This is a genomic window from Rhodococcus sp. 06-156-4, from assembly GCF_002259345.1.
GTDB lineage: Bacteria > Actinomycetota > Actinomycetes > Mycobacteriales > Mycobacteriaceae > Rhodococcoides > Rhodococcoides fascians_E.
Window position 1 is genome coordinate 254422 of record NZ_NPGB01000015.1, and the last position, 20625, is coordinate 275046.

Sequence of the window (20625 nt, forward strand, 5' to 3'; positions counted from 1 at the left end):
CCAGGAAGGACTACGCCAGATGTCTCGACGCTCCATGGCATCCCCGATCCCCAGTGCCACCGGCCCTGCCCGGTCGGGGATGCCATCGGGTGGGCCATCACCCCGCGCCACCAACTCCCGCTCCCGTCGACGACGACGATTGTTGTTGGCCTACCTCGCTGTCCTCGCTCTGATCTCCGGAGCGCTGATCGCCGCGTTCACCGGCGGTGACGACCCCGAGACCGCCGCCGCGCCTGTCCCGCCGCCGACCACCAGCACCGCCGCGTCGACGACCGCAGCGGCCGGCCCTGACTGCTCGATGCCCGCAGGGGATCAGAGCAGTGGCGACGGTGTCATCGCCGCGTTCGAGCACGCCTACTACGTACAGCGATCCGGTCAGGCTGCCCACGCGCTGGTCTCCCCTGATGCGCCGTCCTCCGCGCCGTTCACCGTCGTCGCGAACCTCGACGCCGGGATCGCCACTGTCGCGGAAGGCACGACGTACTGCCTCGACATCGATCCGCTGCGCCCTGGGGTGTTCACCCTCACCCTGACCGAATCCGGGCCGGACGGCACGCCTGGGGTGCAGTACCGCCAGCGCATCACCACCACCGAGGTCGCGGGCCGCTACGTCATCGCCTCGATCGACCAAGCCTGACCCCACGAGAGGACCACTTGACATGACCAGTGCAGCCAGCGAATGGGATCAGGCCGCGGCCGCCGTCCGCGACGCATCGCAGGACCTGCGGACCGCCGACACCGCAGGACTGCGGGCCTGGGCGGAAACGGAAGGACTGTTCAGCCGGTCGATGTGGCCGAAGATCAAGCGCGAGCTCTACAAGCAGCTCGATGTTGACTACGACACCCTTCGTGCTCAGGAGGGCGAGCAGGTGACCGAAGAGGTCGCCGAGGCCGCTGTCGCGGCACCACTGGTCGAGCTCTACGCCGCTGGTGACGAACGCGGCAGCTTCGCCGTCGTCGGCAACAGTGAGGATACCGCCTGGTACGGCACCTTCCACACCAAAGACGCTGTCTTTCGCCACGGCAATCAGGACTCCGCCGACGACTCCGCAGCAGGGAAAGCAGCGTTTCTCGCCGGCAAGCTCCGCGACGAACTTGGCGTTCCCGCGATCCGGCTGATCCTGCACATCTCCAATCCCAACGTCGACGGCACTCGCCTGGCTGCGATCGCAGCCAAGCACGGCGTCCACCTCGAGCGCCTGGACATCGACGACGACAACCCCGCTGCGGTGTGGCGCGAGGTTCCTGGCCACCGCGCCTGGCAGGCGATTCGCCTCAGCGACCTACTCGTCGAAGACGAAGAAGGAGAGGAGGTCAGCCGGTGACCACCCGCGACCCCCTCCCCCCGAACTCCGACACCGACACCGACACCGACACCGAGGACAACCCGTTATCGGACTATCAAGCCGAATCGGCGGTCAACCTCCGCAATCAACGTCTGCACCGTCCGGAGCCGGAACACGATGCACCCGATAACGACAGTGCGGCAGCCGAATCGGACCAGGTACCGGACCCGTACGGTGTCGGCCAGGACGCCCTCGCAGCGATCGAGGCCCCCGATGTGGACCCCGACACCCTATACCGGGCGAGGATGTTCGACCGACAGGACGAGGATCTGACCGTCGAACCCGCGACCTGGGGACTGCGCGGACGCGTCAACGCAGCCCTCGGCATGCACATGCGCCCCAAAGCCGATACCCCGGAGGTCCGGTTCCGCCGATCCGTTCACACTGTCCAGCAACCACTTCCGGGCTGCTCGGTGGTGTCGGTGATGAATCCGAAGGGCGGCGCAGGCAAGACCCCGACCGCTCTGATGCTCGCAGCGACGTTCGGCAAACACCGCGGCCAGGGCGTGGCGGTGTGGGATGCCAGCGAATCGACCGGCAGCCTCGGTGATCGCGCGGCCCGGACCACCGATCCGGAATTGACGGTGTGGGACCTACTCGCTCATGCCGGCGAGCTCGCCTCCACGTCGGCGGTGTCGGGATCGTTGAACTCGTTCCTGCGTCGTCAACCGACGATGGACGATGTTCTCGCTGCCGACAATTCGACGACCCAGTCCCGCAGCATCGGGTGGGACGAGTGCGCGGCGATCATGGCGGTGCTGCGTCGGCACCGGGATCTGATCGTCGTCGACACCGGCAACAACCCACTCGCCGACAACTGGCAGTGGGCGATGCAGCATTCCGATGTTCTCGTCGTGCCCCTTCCGCTGCGTATGGACATCGCCAAGCAGGTCTATCTCATGCTCGACGGCATCGCAGCCCGCGGGTACGGACATCTGTTGGTGCAGACCGTGATCGTGACCTGCACGACCCCGGACTCCTCCCCGGAGCTTTCGCAGGTGATCTTCGACGACCTCTCCGACCTCGGTATCGCTGCACACAACTTCGTCGAAGCACCGTACGAACCGGCGTTGGCGCGCGGTGGGCGGATCTCGTACAAGGATCTGCCGACCGCGACCATCGAGGGCTACACCAACGTCACCGCCCTGGTCGCCGACACCCTCGGCGATGCGCGCCGCAAAGCCGCATTCGAGTACTCCGACCCGTACGCCCCCGAATCGCTCTACCGCCAACTCCCGCAGGAAAACCTCTCGCAGCTCGCGCAGTGGGAACGGCGACGACCTCGCCGCGGAGCCTGACGATTTCCTCGTTTGCCGTCCTCACCTCTCTTCAGGAGTTAAAGCCATGACACGCTGGTCCACTCGCGTAGGCCACCGCCTCGCCGTGATCGCTTCGGTTGTGCTCGCTGTGCTCGCGCTGATCGTCTCGGCGGCTACGCCGTCGGGTGCCGTACCGGCGCAGTCCGCGGCCACCTCGTGCGCGAAGTACGTCGCGGTCATGACTCCGGGCACCTGGGAGACCACCGCGGCCGCCAACCCGAGCGTTCCGGTGGGAATGCTCGAGACGGTCGGGGAGGCACTGAAAGCCAAGTACGGCAACCAGATCGACGTCCTCTACCCTGCCTATTCGGCGTCGGCGTTCGATCAGGGCCGCACCTACGCAGGCAGCAAGCAGACCGGCGAGGACTCGGTCAACAACATCCTCACCTCGGCGTGCGCGACCGCGAAGTTCCTCCTCGCCGGCTACTCCCAGGGCGCTGACATCGCGGGCGACATCGCAGCGGACATCGGCAACGGCCGCGGCGTCATCCCGGCCGCCCGGGTACTCGGTGTCGGATTGGTCGCCGATCCACACCAGGGCACCGCCGGCGGCACACTCGTCGGCCCGAAAGTCGACGGACAGGGCATCGGCGGGGTCCGGCCCGAAGGGTTCGGCTCCCTCGCCCCGCTGGTCCGCCAGCTCTGCGCACCCACGGACCTGTACTGCTCCACCAACGCCGGTACCGACGGTCTGATCGTCGGTCTCGGCAAGGTCCTCGCCAACCCCACCGACAGCGAGCAGGCCGCTACCGCAGGGCCGTCGGCGTCGCTGACGGTCGGTGCGTCCACTCAGGGCGGGGTCACCGGCGGTACATCGCCCTCGGCGTCGGCAGCCCAAGCCGGAACCACCACCGCGGCACCCGGAGCCAGCACCAACGATTTCGCCTCGTCGCTGGTCTCGGACTTCTCTCGCGTCGACCTCTCCGGCGCAGCGAGCACGGTCGCCGGGCTCTCCGATCGCATCGGATCGCTCCCGGAGACCGTGAGCGCGAACCGGTCGCAGTCCCAGGTTGCCGGTGTCGAAGCCTCGGCCACCTCACTCGCGAACACCTTGTCCCCGGTCGCCGACATCCAGTCGGTGATCGCCGCCGACCCCGGTATCCGGTCCTCGCTCGATACCGCAGCCGACGGCACCCCGGAAAAGCAGACCGCCGGTGTCCTCGACGCACTCGACGAGATCGACATTCCCGCAGCGATCGACACGGCCACCTCGATCGCGGACACAGCCTCCTCGGTGCTCGGCGGCACCGGCACCACCACCGGCCTGACGAACTCCGCGCAGGCCTTGAGCGGTCAGATCGCACCGCTGCAGTCGGTGGCCCCGGATGCGCTGGCCTCGGCCACCCAGGTGCTGTCACTGCTCAAGCCGAAAACCGTGGTGAACCAGATCGTCAACGTCGCGACCGGATTCTCCTCGATGGACTACCAGGGCATCGTGAACAATCTGATCGCGTTGCCGCAGAGGGTTGCCGCTCTCGACGTCCGTGAGGCGCACCGCATCGCCGGGGAGCTGAACAACCAGTTCGAACCGATCGTAAAGATGGCCGCCGGAGTGGACCTGCACACCCTCTCGGCGTTGGTGGCGATGATCCCGGACCCGTCCGGATCCGCACAGATCGCCTCCCTGGTCCTGGGATTGCTCAGCAATGTCGATGTCATCCGATTGGCCAACGACGTCGGGGCGATCCAGGAGACCGGCTGGAAGATCCTCGAAACCGGCAACCTCGCCGCGGCCGCGGAACTGCTGCCGATCGGGCTCGATCTCGCCTCCGTCGCCATCGGCGTCATCTCCGGATCCGGATCGAAGACCAGCCCCGAGCAGCTCGGCGTACAGACACAGGTCACCGGACAGTCCGCAGCGATCGGCCAGCAGGCATCGAGCGGTGACTTCGCCGGTCTCGCAGGCTCGCTCGTCTCTCTCGCGTCCTCTCCGGGTGCGGGTGATCTGACCGAGCTCGTCGGGGCAGGCATCGACGCTGCGACGTTCTTCGCCTCCGGAGCACACCAGTCCTACGCCGATTTCACCGTCGACTCCACCGGCCGCAGTGCGTTGCAGTGGCTGATCGACTTCTTCACCCAGAAATTGGGGGGTTGAGCGCGATGCACACCTGACGCACCTGCGTGATCGGTAGCCGGGCGGGCGAAGCGAACCACGCAACGGCGCAACACGGACGGGAAATCGTGTGCAGCACAAACGGTGTCCGGGCGGGCATCGATCAGTTCGACGGCCGAGAAGGGCATGCACCGATGGCAGGATCGCAGGGCGGTCAGGGCACGGCAGCAGGCGCACTGAGCGCGCTGCTGATCGTTGTCATCGCCGTCGGCGCGTTCGTCGGTGTCCTGTCCGGAGACCGGAAACCGCAGGCCGACGAAGGCACGTGCCTGCCCGCCGGCGCCGCGACGGTGCCGCATTCGGGCACCGTCGTCATGCCGCTGCGTGAGGGCACCTATCAGCCCACGAGCCCGTTCGGGCCGCGCACCAACCCGGTCACCGGCGCACAGGAAGGCCACCAAGGCCAGGACTATTCCGCCCCGATCGGCACACCGATCTACGCCGCCACCGACGGCACCGTCGCCAAAGCCGGACACGCGAGCGGATTCGGCAACTGGATCATCATCGACACCACCGTCGACGGACAATCGCTCTCCACCGTCTACGGACACATGAACGACGACGGGGTCGGCGTCACCGAGGGTCAAAAGGTCACCGCCGGTGACCCGATCGGGAAAGTCGGCAACGCCGGCGAGTCCACCGGTCCACACCTGCACTTCGAGGTCTGGCCCGGAACCCGCCTCGCCGGCGGCACCAGCGCGGTCGACCCGGTGGCCTGGCTCGCCGCGTCCGGTGCTGCCGCGCCGGCCGACAACGCCGATGTCCTGGCCGCAGGCACGAGCGCTGCGACTGTCGCACCGACACGGAAATCGAGCCGGGACGTGCAGCTCGCTGCATCGAGCAAGCCCGGTTGCGGACAGCCCGCCGGGGCTACCGGGCTCAAGCCCGGATCGGTCCCCGCCGACTTCGAGCCGTGGATCGTCAAGGCAGGCACCGTGTGTGCCGAGGTCACCTCCCCGATCGTCGCAGCCCAGCTCGAACAGGAGGGCGGCTTCGGCGTCGAGGCGCACAACACTTCGTCCGGGGCGGATGGGCCAGCACAGTTCATGCCTGAGACCTGGGCTGCGAAAGCCGTCGACGGCGACGGCGACGGCAGCACGAGCACCCGCAGCATCCCCGATGCGGTGATGACCCAAGCTGCCTACGACTGCGAGCTCGCCGGGATCACCAAGGATTCTCTCGCGTCCGGAAAGCTCACCGGCGATCTGACCGAGCTGTATCTGTCGATGTACAACTGCGGCCCTGGCGCCACCCTCTCGCAGGGCCGGGTCTGCCAGAACACCGAAACCCTCGACTACGTCGCGAAGATCCCCCGCGCCGCGGCCGAGAAGTTCTCCGTCACCGTCCCGGGCGGCGCCGGCCCCGCGCTGATGCCCGGTGGGCCGTTCGGCAGCAACGTCGTCGCCGCCGCCATGGCATGGCTCGGCACCACCTACGCCTGGGGCGGAGGAAATGCGAGCGGCCCGACCAAGGGCGTCAGCGACGGCGGCGGAGTCGCGGACATGATCGGTGACTTCGACAAGGTCGGCTTCGACTGCTCCGGACTGGTGCTCTACGCCGTCGCGCAAGCCTCCCGCGGCGCAATCGTTCTCCCGCACGAGGACTCGGCGCAGATCGCCGACTCCCGTGGCCGCGTCGTGGCCACCGCCGCCGAGCTCGCACCTGGTGACATCATCCAACCCCACTCCGGTCACATCTTCATCTGGATCGGCAACAACCAGGTCGTCGAGGCACCCCAGTCCGGCGACGTGGTGAAGGTATCGGATTGGACCCCGCCGTCGAGCGGGCTGACTGCACGGAGATTCGGATGAACCGCACCCGCACATCCCTGACAGCGCTACTGCTGACCGGGGCAATTCTGACCGGCTGCTCGGACACCCGCGGCTCGGACAGTGGCTCGCCCTCGACCACACCGAGTATTCCGGCGCAGCAGTGGACACCCGGCGCACCCGATCCCGGCGCCGCCGACCCCACTCGTACTCCCCCCGCCGCTGCGACCGCCTTGCCGGACACCGCACCGTCCGTCGACCGGGAGGATCCGGACTCCGTCGCGGCCGCGGCGGTGACGATCTGGTTCACCTGGAACACCGGCGTCGACGCCGGCCCGAATGACGCCGCAGCGCGCACAGCGCCGCTGCTCACCGCCGACTACGCACGCGAAATCACCTCGACCACAGCGCAATCGAGCCCCGGTGCGCAGTGGCTGTCCTGGGCTGCGCGCGGCGCGGTCCTGACTCCGACGTTGGTCGTCGACGACGAACTGACCCCGCCGCAGACCGACAGGCTCGCCTACCGGGCGTACCGCGTCACCCAGAACGCGGATGGCCAGTCGGTAGGCGAATCGATCGTCGCAGTCGTCCTACGGCGCGGCACGAGCGGCTGGGAGGTGGGCCGCATTCAACGCAAATAGCCCGCCCCTGATCGTCGACCCACCCATCACGCGCCCGACAGAACAAGCGCGAAAGGAACACCACCGATGAGCACCCCACCGACCAACCGAGACCGGACCGACACCCGCTCCCTTCTGCGGCAGCGGGTCCGGCGTATCGCCGGCGTCCTCGCGATCACCGCAAGCCTGATCCTGTTCACCGGCGGCATCGCCGCAGCCCAATCGACCAACCCGTTCAACGATGTCACCCCGGACCTCGGCCTGCTCGGACCGGCGCTGAACGCAACCTGGAAGCGAGTACTGGGCGCGGCGTGGGGTGGATGCTTCGCCCTGACCAGCTTCAACGTGCTGACCTCGTTCCTGAAGTTCCGAAAAGCACGCGGCCGCAACATGCCGAGTGATCTGTCCGACGCCACCGACGATCTGCGCTGGGCACTGCTTGCCCTCGGCGGCACCGCTGTCGTCTCCCTGATCATCGGGGCGGCGCTGCTCCTGGTCCAACCAGCCGCTGCCTGACCCCCGTCGACCACACCTCGTCGTCGATCGACCCCAACCGATGCGGCCCCCGCCGCAGAAAAGAGAGACCCGTCATGGGAACCGACTACCGCAACATCACCCCCGAGAGTTCCGGTGCCACCCCTTCCCGCTCCACCGCGACCGCCGGCCAGGAAACAACTGCTGTTTCGTGGTGGCGCCGCGGCTATGTGCTGGCCGCAGCAGCCGGACTCGTCGTGGTGGTGCTCTCGCTCGTTCTCGTCGTCTCCCTGTCCGGCCGATCCGGAGGAGGAGACGGCAGCGGCGGTTCCGATGCCATCCGCGCCGTTCACGGCCCGACCACCGTCAACAACGGTGTCCCCAGCGGCTACACCCGCGACGAACAGGGTGCGTCCACTGCAGCGGTGAACACCATTCAGGCGATCGCCCAAGCGGGACAGGGCCGTATCGGGATGAACGATGTTCGCTCGACGATGATCGTCACCGATCCCGGCGAGAAGCTCGCTTCCGCTCTCGACATCGAAAGCAACCGCGACGAAGACGAGGACGTGCTGTCCCTGCTCCCCGGCGCTGTCACCGTCACCTCGTTCACCCAGGACGCCGTAGAAGTGTCCGTGTGGACGATCGGTGTCGGACAATCCGAGATCAACGACACCGGGAAAGTCGCAGTCTCCACCACGTATTCGACGACCGATCTGACGTTGGTCTGGCAGGACGGGGACTGGAAGGCCCAGGACTGGTCGTTCCGTCAGGGCCCGCGTCCCGAAGACGCGTCGTATCCGGCCGCTGATTCTGCGCTCGGTGGTCAGCTGACCGCCGGGTACTACACCTTCTACATCGACTAGGAGAGAACATGATTCGCCGTCTCGTTCTCGCACTCGTCGCCGTCGCTCTGGCAGCTCTGCTCGGGCCGTCGGCGGTCGCATCCGCGCAACCGGCTGCGGTGCCCGCACCCGAACCCGGTGCCGTCACCGGGCAGCAAGCCGCATCCAAGCTTCCAGCGCACTTTCCCGATGATCTGAAGAAGTTCATCGGCGGCACAGAGGAATTCAGGAACGGGCCGTGGTTCACCGGTAAATGCAAGGAGCAGGGCGGCGACCTCGGTCTCTACATCTCCGACGCTCTCACCAACGAAAACCGTCTCCTGTACTGGACAGCGTCGGAGGGAGACAAGATCGACATGTTCGGCGAGGCAACTCTGTCGGCCGGCAGCGAAAGCGAGGCAGTCGCCACCGTCGATGCCGCAAAGAAGGCCGTCGCCGACGGCGTCGAGCCGCCCGACGGTGCACTCCCCTCGGTCTTCCCGGCCGGAGACAGCAGCTTTCATCCTCCCACCGGGACCTGCGCGGGTGACCTGGCGCGGTGGGGCACCAAGGAATGGAGCACCTGGGGATTCGCGTGGGCGAAGTCCCCGGACGCCGATTCGCTGACCGCGATCAAGGAACTGGCCGGGGCAGACAAGGTTCCCGGCGCCGCGTGGTCGGACCCGTGCTCGGAAGGCTCGGGTGATCAGTACTGCATGCATGCATTCTTTGTCGATTGCGCCCAGGCGAGTTCGGAACGCGATGTCCGTCAATGCCAGGACTGGAATCTTTCGATCGGCCGGTTGTTCTCGGGTACCGCGAACTGGATCGATCAGAACACCGGAGTGATCGATCGAGTGACCAGCACCCTCGGTGATCTGATCAAGAGCACCCCGGTCTATCAGTCGGGCAAGGCCTACCTTTCGGCGTTCTCCTGGGTGGTCGGCGTCACCCAAGATGTTGCTCAGTTCGTCGCCGATCCCACCACCGCTATCGACGATTGGGCCAACTCCACCAAGTCCGGGGCACTGGCGCTCACCGATGCCGTCCTGCGCGGGTTGACCACTACCGGGGATTTCGATCCGACCCAGCCGTGGTTTCTGACGTGGTACGCCGCCTCGACCGGTCTGGGCATGATGGTGCTCTCGCTTGCGGTCCTGCTGGCCATCGCACGATCGAGACACAAGGGCTCACCGGCCGAGCTGGTGACCAACCTCTTCGGTTATCTGCCCGCCGGCCTGGTGATGATGTTGTTCTCCCTCGGCGCCGCGCAGATTTTGATCGAGCTCGCCCAAACTATCACCGAGGGCATCACATCGCTGTCCGGTTCGACCGTCACCGAAATGATCGAGAACATCTACAACTCGATGTCGGCGATGAACAGCGAGAACGTCGTCGGCGGCACCATCGTCGGGTTCCTGTTCTTCGGGCTGCTGCTCCTCGGAGCACTGTCGGTCTACCTCGGGTTGTTGATGCACCAGATCGGGCTCCCACTGGCCGCGTGTGTCGCCGGCATCGGGTACGGCATGTGGGTGCACCCCACCTGGCGAGTGAAAGCCCTGCGCCCGGTCCTGACGTTCGTCGGACTGGTGCTGAGCAAACCGATGCTGTTCCTACTGATCTCCATCGTGCTCGCCACGGCGAACAACGGCCTGCTCAACGGCGGTGGCGGGGACGGTGAACTGCGCTCGCTCGGATCCCTCGCCCTGGTCGGCACGTCGATGGTGGTCGTCGGCCTCGCTCCGTGGGCGCTGCTGAAATGGGCACCGATTCTGCCCACCAAGTCCGATTCCGAAGGCTTCGGCGGGGGCGGCGGCTCGGTCGCGGGTGGGGTGATCGGCGGCCTGGGCAGCTCGGCACTGTTCCGCAGCCGCAGCGGCGGCGGTAGTGGGCTCGGTGGTTCGGGGATGAGCCCGCGCTCGACCCCCTCGGGGAGCGGCGTCGCGGCATCCGCACGTGTCCCGCACACACCGACGCAGTCGCAGCCGCACGGCGGCGCGGCGCCGTCGACGGCGCACAGTCCTACCGGCGGCCACAGTCCAGCAGGCGGCGGCGGACGCACAGGACTGGGCATGGCGGGCCGTCTCGGCGGCAAGCTCGTCACCGGCTCGGCGGCAACCGTCGCCACTGCTGGCGCAGCGGCGGTCCCGATCGCAGCGCAATCGGCGGCCGCGGCCATGAACAAAGCCAAGTCCAGTGCCGAATCGTCGGCGTCGGAAGCAGAAGGCAGGTAAACCCAGCGATGAGCACCGACACCACCGAACAGGCCCACGCACGCACCTCCATCCTGGGCGGGGAGATCGCACGGCGAGGGTTGACCGGGATCGCCGCGCCGGTACTGATCACCTGGTCGGCCGCGATCGTGATCGGCATCGTGACCTACTTCGTCCTCGGCGGCGGCACGTTCGCCGTCGCGCTGGTCGCCGCGCTATGGGCCGTCGTCGGCGCGGCCACCTTCGAATTCGGTGACCAGTCCTTCGCCGCAGAAAAGCTCCATCACCTCCGGAACTGGTCACGGCAGCGCCGCGGCGAACACATCTTCCGCAGCCACACCGATCCGGCGTACGGGGATCCGGAGCTGGACCCGGGGTGGGAATACCCGGTGCCCTTGGGGCGCACCGAACCACTCGACGTCGCCGGCACCGGTTTGGACGAGATGTTCATCGTCCGCACCTCCAACCCCGGCGAGCGCACCTACTGCACCGTCGTTCTCGCCGTCCAAGGCCTCGCCGGAGGACTACGCACCGACGCGGCGTGGGCGAGCACGTCGGAGAAGTTCGGGCGCTTCGGTGCCTCCCTGGCCAAAGCAACGTCGCTGATCCGCGGGGTGCAACTGCTGCACCGCTCCATCCCGGCGGATCTGACGATGCACGAGGACTGGATCGAGCACCGCGTCGAAGCACTCGGCGACCTGCGACTGTCCTCCCCGGTCGCCTCCTACGGCAACCTCCTCGACACCATCCGCCCGCACAGCGAAGAACACCGCGCCTACATCGTGCTCAAGTTCCCCGAGACCGATGCGTTCGACGCCGCGGCGCAGCGGGCGGCCGGGGGGAAGAACGCACGTTTCCAAGGCGGGATGGCCCAGGTGATCCGCGACGAGACGATGCGCGCGGTCTCGAAACTGTCCTCCGCGGGATTCGGGCGAGTCGAAGTGTTGGGCGAGCAGCGCACCTGCGCGGTGATTCGGGCGTTCATCGACCCCACCTACCGCCTCGATCGCCACCAGGGGGCACGCTGGAGCAACTGCTGGCCCTCCTACATCGGAGGGGAAAACTCGGTGGTGATCTCCGGGCGCTGGCACACCCGCGTGGGGATCATCCCGCCGGCGAGCATCGAGCCGGTCGAACTCGGACCGCTCTGGCTCGCACCGTTGCTCACCGGCGTCTCTCCCGACCCAGGCGACGACGAGACGGCCCCGTCACCGACGATCCGAACGATCAGTGTCCGAATGGATTTCGTGCGCGACAAGGATGCACGCGAGAGCGCATCGCACGACTTCACCCAGGACCAAGCCGCACAGGAAACCCAACGCCGCAAAGGCAAGATCGGTGACGGATCGAGCGAAGTGATGGCCACCGCGTCGGGACGCCGCCGTATCGACCTCATGCCCGGATCCGGACATCACGGGGTCATCTACTCCATGGCCATCGCGGTCACCGGCCGCGACGAGGACGACCTCGAACGAGCGTGCATGCGCGTGAGCGAATCCGCCGACGAGTCCGCGATCAAGACCATCGACTGGCAGACCGACAACCACGACCCCGCCCTGTTCGCCGTCCTGCCCCTCGGCCGGGGCCTGGCCGTCACCCGCCACACCAAGTAAGGACACCCGCCGATGCCCGCACGCACCCCCACCGCACCTGATCGTCCCCGCACCTCCCCGCGCCACCGCAGCCGCCTGTTCGCGACAGGCCCGCAGCAGCACCTCGGCGACGGTCAGCACGTACTCGATGCAGCAGAGACGATCGCCCCCAAGAAAATCGCACGCAAACGCCACCCCAAACGTAGTAAACTGCTCGACCGGTTCGGATGGTACGAACCCCGCCCGGAAGGGGCGTGGAGCACCACCAGGCAGGCCGAAGCACTGAACCTGGCGATCAGCCGCCGCAGCGTGCGCCACGAAGGCCCGGTGACCGGGCTGAACCTGATCTCCCAGGATCTGGTGATCACCGACCCGTTCGAGCTCTACGGCACCGACATCTCCAATATCAACGTCTGCGTCGTCGGTGACATCGGCAAGGGCAAGTCCTCACTGATCAAGACCGCCTCGTGCTGGCGACAGCTCATTCTCGGCCGCCAGGTCGTGGTCATCGACAAGAAACGCCAGGGCAGCGAAGGCGAGTACTCGATCTTTGCGCGCACCCTGGGCGTGGAATCGGTGCGCTTCAAAACCGGTGGCGGCGGCGCACGGCTGAACCTGCTCGACCGGGCCATCACCACCGGCGGTGAACACGCCGGAGGCCTCGACGGTGTCACCCCGGCCGGTCAGGAAGCCCTCGTGCTTGCTGTCTTGGCGGACACGATGGAACGCCCGCTGACCACCTCGGAGAAAAGCGCCGTCGGCCGCGCACTCGAGCTGGTCAACCAGGAAGCCCTGGCGACCGGCCGCGAACCGGTCCTCGAGGATCTCGCCCGTCGTCTGATCGAGCCACGCGCGAACGACGGCGACTACTTCGGTGACCGCTGGTCGCAGCGATCCCTCGAATGGGGATACGAACCGGGTCTGGCACTGCTGCGCCTGGTCGACCGCGACCTCAAAGGCCTCGTCGACGCACCGACGTCCCCGGAGGTACGCGCTGCGCTCGAGCACCCGTTCGCGCACTTCGACGTCTCCGCCCTCCCCACCGAAGGCCCGGCGCTGCGGGTGGTGATGACCGTCATCAACACCTGGCTCGCGAACCTGCTCGCGGCCCGCTCGTCGATATCGAAGCAGACCATCCTCATCGTCGAGGAAGGCTGGCACGTCGCCGAAGGCTCCACCGGCAACGTATTCCGCTCCAACATGAAACTCTCACGCGGACTGGGACTATCGACCACCTCCGCGTTCCACCACCCCTCGGACATGTCCAAGGACTCCCCCGCCAGGGCGCTGATGCAGGAAGCGGGCATCGTGTTCCTCTTCGCTCAGGAACGCTACGACGACGCCCGTGAAACCGCCGAGATGTACCACCTCCCACCGGGATCGGTCGACATCATCATGGGCCTCGGGCAAGGCGAGTGCCTGGTCAAGATCGGCTCCGCCGACCCCATCCTGATGCAGCACGTCCGCTCCCCCGAAGAGATCGCCCTCACCGACACCGACACCGCCGTCAAAGGAACGAGAGCCGCATGAATCCACCACCAGGCGTGACCGAAGAAACTGCGACGGCGGACGCATTGCTGCACTGGACGGCACTGATCGCCAAAGCCGCTGTCCTCGATGGCCTCGTCGACCTCTATTCCGAGGCACGAAGCGACATTCCCGGTATCGATTTCCGAACCGCTCCCACGAAAGGCCAATTTCGATGAACCAGAGGACTCCGCCGCCGCGGCCACGTGAACCGATCGTTCCGCCGGAAGCGTGGACGATAGGCGCTCTCGTCGGCGGGCTGCTGTTCGCCGTGCTCGGCGGAGGACTGGTCTCCTCCGTCGCCGCCGGCACTGTGGTCGCGATGCCGGGCAGCGGCGCTGAGATCGCCGAGATCTTTGTCGGCCTGATCACCCATCCCGGCGACCCCGCGGCGGGGTGGCCCGACGGCGCTCAGCCCGGTCCGGCGTGGATCACTTGGACCTGCATCATCGTTCTCGGCGCCGCGTATACGGCGGTCGCTCTGTGGATCTCCTCCGAGATCGATGACTTCAACTACCGACGCCGGCAAGCCGATCGCGGCTTCGCCACCCGCAAGGACCTCGCCCGCGCCGGCATCGACGACAAAGGCGTACGCAAGGCCGCGACCCAAACCCGAGCATCGCTCAAGGACGTCCGACCGTCTCGCCTCGATCCGGCCGAGGTGGCGATCGTGTTGGGCTACAACGTGATGGACCCCGACTGCGCGGTGTATCTCAAGCAGAACGACTGCATGCTCGTCGAAGGTGTCACCGGATCCGGAAAGACCTGGCGGCTTGCGTATCAACGCTGCATGGACGCACCCGGTCCGCTACTGGTCACCACGACCAAGGTCGATCTGATCTCCGCGACCTACGAGCACCGATCCGCGCTCGGCGAGATCGCGATCTTCGATCCGGACAACATCACCGGCTGGCCGACCAGGCTGCGCTGGTCCATCCTCTCCGGGTGCCAGGACCCCGACGTCGCGATCCGCCGTGCCCAAGCACTGGTCGGGGCGATGCCGATGGGAGACACGAAGAACGGCGGTTACTGGGAAGACAAGGCCGTAGTGCTGCTGCGCTGCTACTTCCATGCCGCGGCGGTCAGCGGCGCGAGCCTCGGAACTCTGCGGGTGTGGGTGAACTCCCGCAAAGGCCGTGAGCCACGCGAGATCCTCGCCCGGTCGATGCCGGAATGGGAGAGCGAACTCGCCCAGATCCTCGACTCCGGATCGGACTCCGCCGACGACATGATCGGCGCCGCCAGCAGACTGCTCGCACCGCTCGCCTCGCCGGCGCTGATGGAAGCGATCGACGTCCCGATCCACCAGTCGTTCGACATCGAGGCCTTCATCCGATCCGGAGCCGACACGCTGTATCTGGTCTCCAAAGGCAAGGACAACTCGGCCGCACCGTTCGTCGCCGCGCTGGCCACCGAAGTCCACTACCTCGCCGATCGATACTCGCAGTCTCTTCCGGGCGGCCGATACGATCCGCCGATCCGGTTCGAGCTCGACGAAGTCAACAACGTCGCACCAATCCCGGGCCTACCGGATCTGATGTCGGACTCCGGCGGCCGCGGAATAACCATCCACGCCTACGCCCACAACGAGGAACAGAACAAGCTGCGGTGGGGCCCGGTCGCAGGCAGGATGTTCGCCGACAACTCCCCCGCCCGCCTCATCCTCCCCGGTCTCAAAGGCGAGGAATTGCAAGCGATCTCGCGAATGCTTGGTGACCGATTCGAGTGGCAGCCCTCCGGCAACAAGCAGAGCGGGCCGACGCTGCGGGAAGTCCCAATCATGACCCCCGCCGAGATCCGCACCATGGAGCCCGACACCGGGCTCCTGATCTACCGCACCGCGCCGCCGATCTTGGTGTCTCTGCGGTCGGTGTGGGACGACAAGGACACCCGAGCCGCGGTCCTGCATTCGCAAGATGTGTTCGACGACATCGCCTCTGGACGCGAACCGGTCCATCACACGGATCGATCCCATGCCGTAGTTCTCTACAAGGTCAGCGACGGGACGCAGGTCTCGTGACCGACGCCGAGGAAACCGAGGAGGAAACCGAGGAGCTCGAACCGTCCCGTTTCACCTGGCGCTACCTCGACACCGAGCAGGCCCGGCAACTGTGGGACGAGTTGATCGACTGGACGGCCTGGATTCGGAAGCGCTACGAACTCGACACCAAAATACCGCCGTGCTGGTACCGACACTCCCCTGTAGTTGAAGAACTCTCGGCGTTGATGGTGGCCTGGACCGACGCCTACTACCGGGGCGATGAATACCGCGACGATCTCGCCGCCTGGCACACACAGTGGTTCTGGCCGGTCGTGCACCGCATCCGCACTATCAGCGACTTCGAGACGTGCACCCACAGCCGCTGCGGACACCGACCCGTGCAGCCATCCACCCTCGCCGGCCTCGACGAGTTCGTTGCCGCCGACGTCGACGCCCGTCCCGCGCCGAAACCTGCAGCGGCCCCGACTCGCCCGCTGCAACCGGTGGCCGACATCAGTGCCGCGCAGGAGGTCCGCAGCATCCCCGCCGACGACATGGAGATGGCGATCGACTCCGGTCTCGCCGAACCGGTCGATCCCGCCGATCCCGACAGCAATGTGACGTTCGAAGACATCGTGTGGACCTTCAACGGCCGACTCGGCGCATGGATTCCCGCTCCCCCGATCTGAAAAGCTGCGGTTCGACACCCCAGGTGTGCCTCACGCTGATGTACATCCCGCCCGGATACATCACGTGCACGTCAGGCATCACCAGCCGCGGGTGTTGCACCGCTGGCCTCCGATCGACCGGACATCGTGTCCACCCGCCCGGACTGCGTCCGTTCGATCGGCGGCCGCTCGACGGCAAATGCACCGGCACAGCGAATGGTGGTTATGAAGTCGTCTAGTCGATAGCAGCAGGTCTTTGCCGATGGGTATCGCCTGTGCCGCCCACCCTGCGGCGCCCCCGAACGCACAAATCCCGTTGCCTGGGTCGTAATTAACTGAGATTCAGACCCTGGAGGGTTTGCGCCCCATGTTCAGCGTTTAGCTCGCCCTCCGGGCTACCCACAAGATCGCAAAGCTGGTTCTGTTTCGGTCGGACGAGTAATGGCAGCTTCATCCAGAAGATTGGGTTGCGACTAGACCGATGAGTCCCACCACAATGTCAGCCAGCTAATGGCTTGACAGATTGATCGTAAGGATTGCCACAATGCGATGAGCGTCGCCACTCTTGCCAGTCACATATTCATTGTGAAACTGGTAATTAACCCTTGCCATCGACGAAAGTTCATAATGAACTGTCCGCGACCACCCTGGCCCCTTGGGGCGGCCTGCTGTTCCGCGGAGGATGCAGGAACCAGCAGTCGGCGGGGGCTCATAGGGCGTTTGAGACAAGAAATCCCACATAGCTTGTGCGGATTGCGCTCCGACGCGCTCCACCAACCGATCATATTGCGATTTGTACTGGCGATGAACCAGGACCCTGTAGGCGGGCGCTACGGACGGTCGGTGGCTGGGACGTCGCGCCGGCTCAAACGGTCTGTACGCGCTAGGGCTCATCCGGTCGTTCCGCATCGACAAGATCGGCGTACAACACTGGGCGCATGAGCACACTCCGCCTCAGCGGATCCTCAAGTTCGCTCGCTGTGACTCTCCACGCCTCGACCGTTTCTTCTAAAGCTCTCGCACTTTGGTCAGCAGTGGAGGCAATCAATGCGTCGTGAACTTCGCTGACGAACTCGCGAAGATCTGATGAGTCAAATACTCGCAACCAGGCCAACACTCCCAAATCGCTAAGGGACGGTGTCGAGTCCCGTCCAATCAGCTCTTGGAGCCTCAAGTGATGAGCTGACCATGTTGCAAGCGCTTGAAGGTAGTCGAGGCGCTGCTCAGGCAGCATCACCAGGCTCGTTCCATCTCGATCTCGTAGCCTGGCGCTTCCTGATCTAGCGGCATCGAGGAACTCGACTCGCTTACTCCCTGCTAAATCGCTGGCTTGAAAAATTCGATCAGACATGACGGTAGCTCACATTGCTCAGGATTATAACTTGCATAGTACGTATGATCCTACCTACGATTGTAACCGTCAAGCTACCCCTTTTAGAGAGGCCAGACCAGTCGACAAGGTAAGCACCACGTTTGACCCACGGCTCATCCAGGAAGCCGACGGCACCCTGGATGGTTTCCATCGCCGAAGCACTGTGTGCTTGATGATGGATCTGATTGACGCCTTCCAAAATGGCCCGATGCTGAGCCCCGCGAAAGACACCGACGTTGATGTACTTGGATGCGTCAACGCGCTCTCAGACCGTGGAGTTGATGGCGAATCCCTGGTCCGCTACGGCCTGGGCTTCAACGTCGTTGCGCCCGTCGCGGTCAGCCTGGCGGTCGAGCAGATATTTGGGGAGGGAATGGGCTCTGTCCCAGACACCAAACGCTGGCGGAGCGTCTTGAATCTGGATACGGTCCTCACTGCAGGTACAGCTGGTTCACGACCGGCCCCAAACCATGAGATTGGGCGACTTGTCGGGAAGGTGATCCCAACCTTACTGAGATGGGTTCACTGGGCGCCGATCACAGACATATTGAGCTTGACACCACCGTCAACGGAGCAGATAGAGGACCTGTCTTCGTCAACTGAACCCGATGTTAACGTGGTGGAGCAGTACATGTGGCTGGTTGATCGGTGGACCGAGCCGCGCCTCGCTGCTTGGTATCCTAAGTCTATTGAGTACGAGTTTCGGTGGCTCCGTGAGGTCGCCGTCAACCCGTGCCCGATCGAATTGATGACGGAACGCTCCATTTCGATCGATGAAATAGCGATCGAATACACAGAGCGAAACCTGATGCGCGGAGACATGGAAGGCCTAGTTCAGCGTCACCAGTTGAGAGTCCAAGCTCAAGTCCATGCCGAAGCATTCTTACGGGACCAGCGATACACCGATGCCGCAGCGCTTTTTGAGTTTATGGGTGGTCAGTTCGACGAGCCGGACGCCAATTGCCTCAATAACCAAGGCTTCTGCCTGATTCCAGAGTCGCCGAGACGGGCACTCCACTATATCGAAGCAGGGGTCGATCGCGGGTACGACGTGCCGTCGGTAAGCGCGTATAACAAGATGTGCTGTCACGTCATCTTAGGAAATAGCCTCGACGCACGCCAAGTAGCAGATTTCTATTGGTCAGAAGAATTCGACGACGAACCACAAGGCGCAACCCTGTGGCAACGGCGGGGAGACCAATGGGTTCTGGTATGGGTCGACGACACGCGACTCGCTGTGGCAGAGTTCGCAATTAAGCTGGCCCAGGACGAGGGGTGGCCGGCTCGCGTACAGCGCTGGACCAAACGTATCGAAGCTTTAAGCCGCGGTGAACACTTCACCTAGGGCCGAGCAGCGCAGATCGGCTGCGCTCGTTAAGCACAGCATCTTCCACCATGCTTCCTGGCAGTTTCGGCCTCTAGATGCAAGCACATTTGGTCGATGTCCGGACTAGAGGCGCGCTACTTTGGCGCCAGACAACTCCTCAAAGTTCCGTCCCATGTAGTGACCCGCGATCTGCGGTCGCTCAACGGCGATGCACCAGCACCCTGATTAGGTGCTGGTGCATTTGTCTACGAAGTACCGAAGTCCCTCACATCGATGGCCGTCGATGTTCTATCTGGTGTGCTATTTCTATCCGGTTCTGGTGACGCTGGTGTTCCGCGGTGTCGGTTGCACGCGGCGCTGGTTGTTTCGGTTCGCGTCGGATTCCGCGATCGACCGGATTCGATCGCTGGTGTGCTCGCTGACGGAGGTCGGCTTCGGTGAGCGTCATCGCGGGCAGAGGGGTGTTCGACATCACTGACGGTCTGCTCGTCGACGGGTCACCCCATTCTTGGATCCGTGCTTGCGACATCGTGGTCGAGAAGTTCTGGTGCAGATCGAAGAACGTGTCGAAGGTGTCCCAAGCGTCGATGGCGGGACTGGTCTTCATGGCGGTGGTTGCCTGATCGAGTTCGGCGATCGCGCGTTGAGTGTGCGCTCCGCCGGGCCAGGTGCGCAGCTCGTGGACCCTGGCGTCCTGGGTCCATTCCGCTGTCTGCGCTCCGATGAGTTCACTGGTCGGGCACAGTCGTCGAATAGTGTTTTCGCGCCGGGCATTCAGATCGGCTATCAGCACTCGTTGGTGGTCTTCCAGAACCGCCAGGTGACTGCGTGCCGCCATCGTGGCGGTCGGTGTGTCGGCGAGCCGCAGGGCTGCGATGTCTCGCCGGACGGCGTCCATCTGAATCACTGCTGCGACGTGATCGACATGGAGATCGCCGTAGTGGGCGAGGGTGGAATCGGCGTAGAGGTCGTGTCGCATTGTCGCCGGCATGATTGCTCCGTGCTCTTGGCGAAGTTCGGCGGCGAGTTCCTCCGGGCTCGAAGCGAACTGCCACAGCTGATCAGTGGGTGTGAGGTTCGGCCATTCGACGTACCCGTGGTAAGCCGGTTGGCAGAGCTCACCTGGTTGCGGGAAGTCGGGACTGTTTCTGCTGAGTTGCACTGTGTGCTCAACGTAGTCGTAGAGCTCTTCGCTCAACTGTGTCCTGCTCGTCCACGCAGTCAGGACGCGGCCGTCGGGTAGCGGAGATGCGCGGTAGGGCATATCGGTTTCCAGGGCGCCGAGGCCGTCGTTGCGGTACCACAGTAGAGACAGTTGGTAAGGATCGTTGTTGCCACTATGTCCGGCCATGCTCAGCTCCTAGTTCACGGATGACGCGCGACCCTGCATCGGCCCGCGCATGGTTTGTCGACCTCCTGGCGCGGTGTGGCTGCTGGCAAGGTGACGCTTCTGGTGACGAGGGTGCTTCTGGCGTGATGG

16 protein-coding genes are annotated in these 20625 nt (G+C 65.1%); 15 read left to right on the forward strand and 1 reads right to left on the reverse strand.

Annotated elements, in window-relative coordinates:
- The first annotated feature begins 19 nt into the window (after window positions 1–19).
- From CH290_RS10575 to CH290_RS10650, 15 genes are all read left to right on the forward strand, one after another.
- Window positions 20–637: a DUF8176 domain-containing protein gene (locus CH290_RS10575; RefSeq protein WP_230620879.1), complete on the forward strand. Its 618-nt coding sequence runs from the start codon at window positions 20–22 to the stop codon at window positions 635–637.
- A 22-nt stretch (window positions 638–659) separates the two neighbouring features.
- The gene (locus tag CH290_RS10580) at window positions 660–1325 is read left to right on the forward strand and encodes a hypothetical protein (RefSeq protein ID WP_033188397.1); all 666 of its coding nucleotides are present in this window, start codon (window positions 660–662) and stop codon (window positions 1323–1325) included.
- Window positions 1322–2644, forward strand: a complete 1323-nt coding sequence (locus tag CH290_RS10585; RefSeq protein WP_033188396.1) for a MinD/ParA family ATP-binding protein — start codon at window positions 1322–1324, stop codon at window positions 2642–2644. The genes CH290_RS10580 and CH290_RS10585 overlap by 4 nt, the downstream gene beginning before the upstream one ends.
- Before the next feature lie 46 nt (window positions 2645–2690).
- A complete protein-coding gene (locus tag CH290_RS10590; RefSeq protein WP_033188395.1) occupies window positions 2691–4760 on the forward strand; it encodes a cutinase family protein in 2070 nt (689 codons plus the stop codon).
- A gap of 86 nt (window positions 4761–4846) precedes the next feature.
- On the forward strand, window positions 4847–6589 hold the full coding sequence (locus CH290_RS10595; protein ID WP_230620878.1) for a peptidoglycan DD-metalloendopeptidase family protein: 1743 nt from the start codon (window positions 4847–4849) through the stop codon (window positions 6587–6589).
- A complete protein-coding gene (locus CH290_RS10600) occupies window positions 6586–7188 on the forward strand; it encodes a hypothetical protein (protein ID WP_230620877.1) in 603 nt (200 codons plus the stop codon). Before CH290_RS10595 ends, CH290_RS10600 begins: the two co-directional genes overlap by 4 nt.
- 66 nt (window positions 7189–7254) lie before the next feature.
- Entirely contained in the window at window positions 7255–7683 is a 429-nt protein-coding gene (locus CH290_RS10605) for a hypothetical protein (protein ID WP_052083047.1), read from the forward strand.
- A 74-nt stretch (window positions 7684–7757) separates the two neighbouring features.
- Window positions 7758–8507: a DUF8175 domain-containg protein gene (locus CH290_RS10610; RefSeq protein ID WP_033188393.1), complete on the forward strand. Its 750-nt coding sequence runs from the start codon at window positions 7758–7760 to the stop codon at window positions 8505–8507.
- An 8-nt stretch (window positions 8508–8515) separates the two neighbouring features.
- The gene (locus CH290_RS10615) at window positions 8516–10699 is read left to right on the forward strand and encodes a hypothetical protein (protein ID WP_033188392.1); all 2184 of its coding nucleotides are present in this window, start codon (window positions 8516–8518) and stop codon (window positions 10697–10699) included.
- Between the two features lie 8 nt (window positions 10700–10707).
- On the forward strand, window positions 10708–12291 hold the full coding sequence (locus CH290_RS10620) for an SCO6880 family protein (RefSeq protein ID WP_033188391.1): 1584 nt from the start codon (window positions 10708–10710) through the stop codon (window positions 12289–12291).
- A gap of 12 nt (window positions 12292–12303) precedes the next feature.
- Window positions 12304–13800, forward strand: coding sequence for a putative type IV secretion/conjugal transfer ATPase (locus tag CH290_RS10625; protein ID WP_033188390.1), 1497 nt, complete (start codon window positions 12304–12306; stop codon window positions 13798–13800).
- Window positions 13797–13976, forward strand: a complete 180-nt coding sequence (locus tag CH290_RS29965) for a hypothetical protein (RefSeq protein ID WP_141216137.1) — start codon at window positions 13797–13799, stop codon at window positions 13974–13976. The genes CH290_RS10625 and CH290_RS29965 overlap by 4 nt, the downstream gene beginning before the upstream one ends.
- On the forward strand, window positions 13973–15817 hold the full coding sequence (locus tag CH290_RS10630) for a type IV secretory system conjugative DNA transfer family protein (RefSeq protein WP_033188389.1): 1845 nt from the start codon (window positions 13973–13975) through the stop codon (window positions 15815–15817). The genes CH290_RS29965 and CH290_RS10630 overlap by 4 nt, the downstream gene beginning before the upstream one ends.
- Window positions 15814–16467 carry a hypothetical protein gene (locus tag CH290_RS10635; RefSeq protein ID WP_033188388.1) on the forward strand — a complete coding sequence of 218 codons (654 nt, stop codon included), beginning with the start codon at window positions 15814–15816 and terminating at the stop codon, window positions 16465–16467. The genes CH290_RS10630 and CH290_RS10635 overlap by 4 nt, the downstream gene beginning before the upstream one ends.
- Before the next feature lie 1523 nt (window positions 16468–17990).
- Window positions 17991–19163, forward strand: a complete 1173-nt coding sequence (locus tag CH290_RS10650) for a hypothetical protein (protein ID WP_141216136.1) — start codon at window positions 17991–17993, stop codon at window positions 19161–19163.
- A gap of 247 nt (window positions 19164–19410) precedes the next feature.
- Here the strand turns inward: CH290_RS10650 and CH290_RS10655 are convergent, their stop codons facing one another.
- Window positions 19411–20496 (reverse strand): hypothetical protein, encoded by a 1086-nt coding sequence (locus CH290_RS10655; protein WP_094620669.1) that lies wholly within the window; start codon window positions 20494–20496, stop codon window positions 19411–19413.
- Window positions 20497–20625 lie beyond the last annotated feature (129 nt).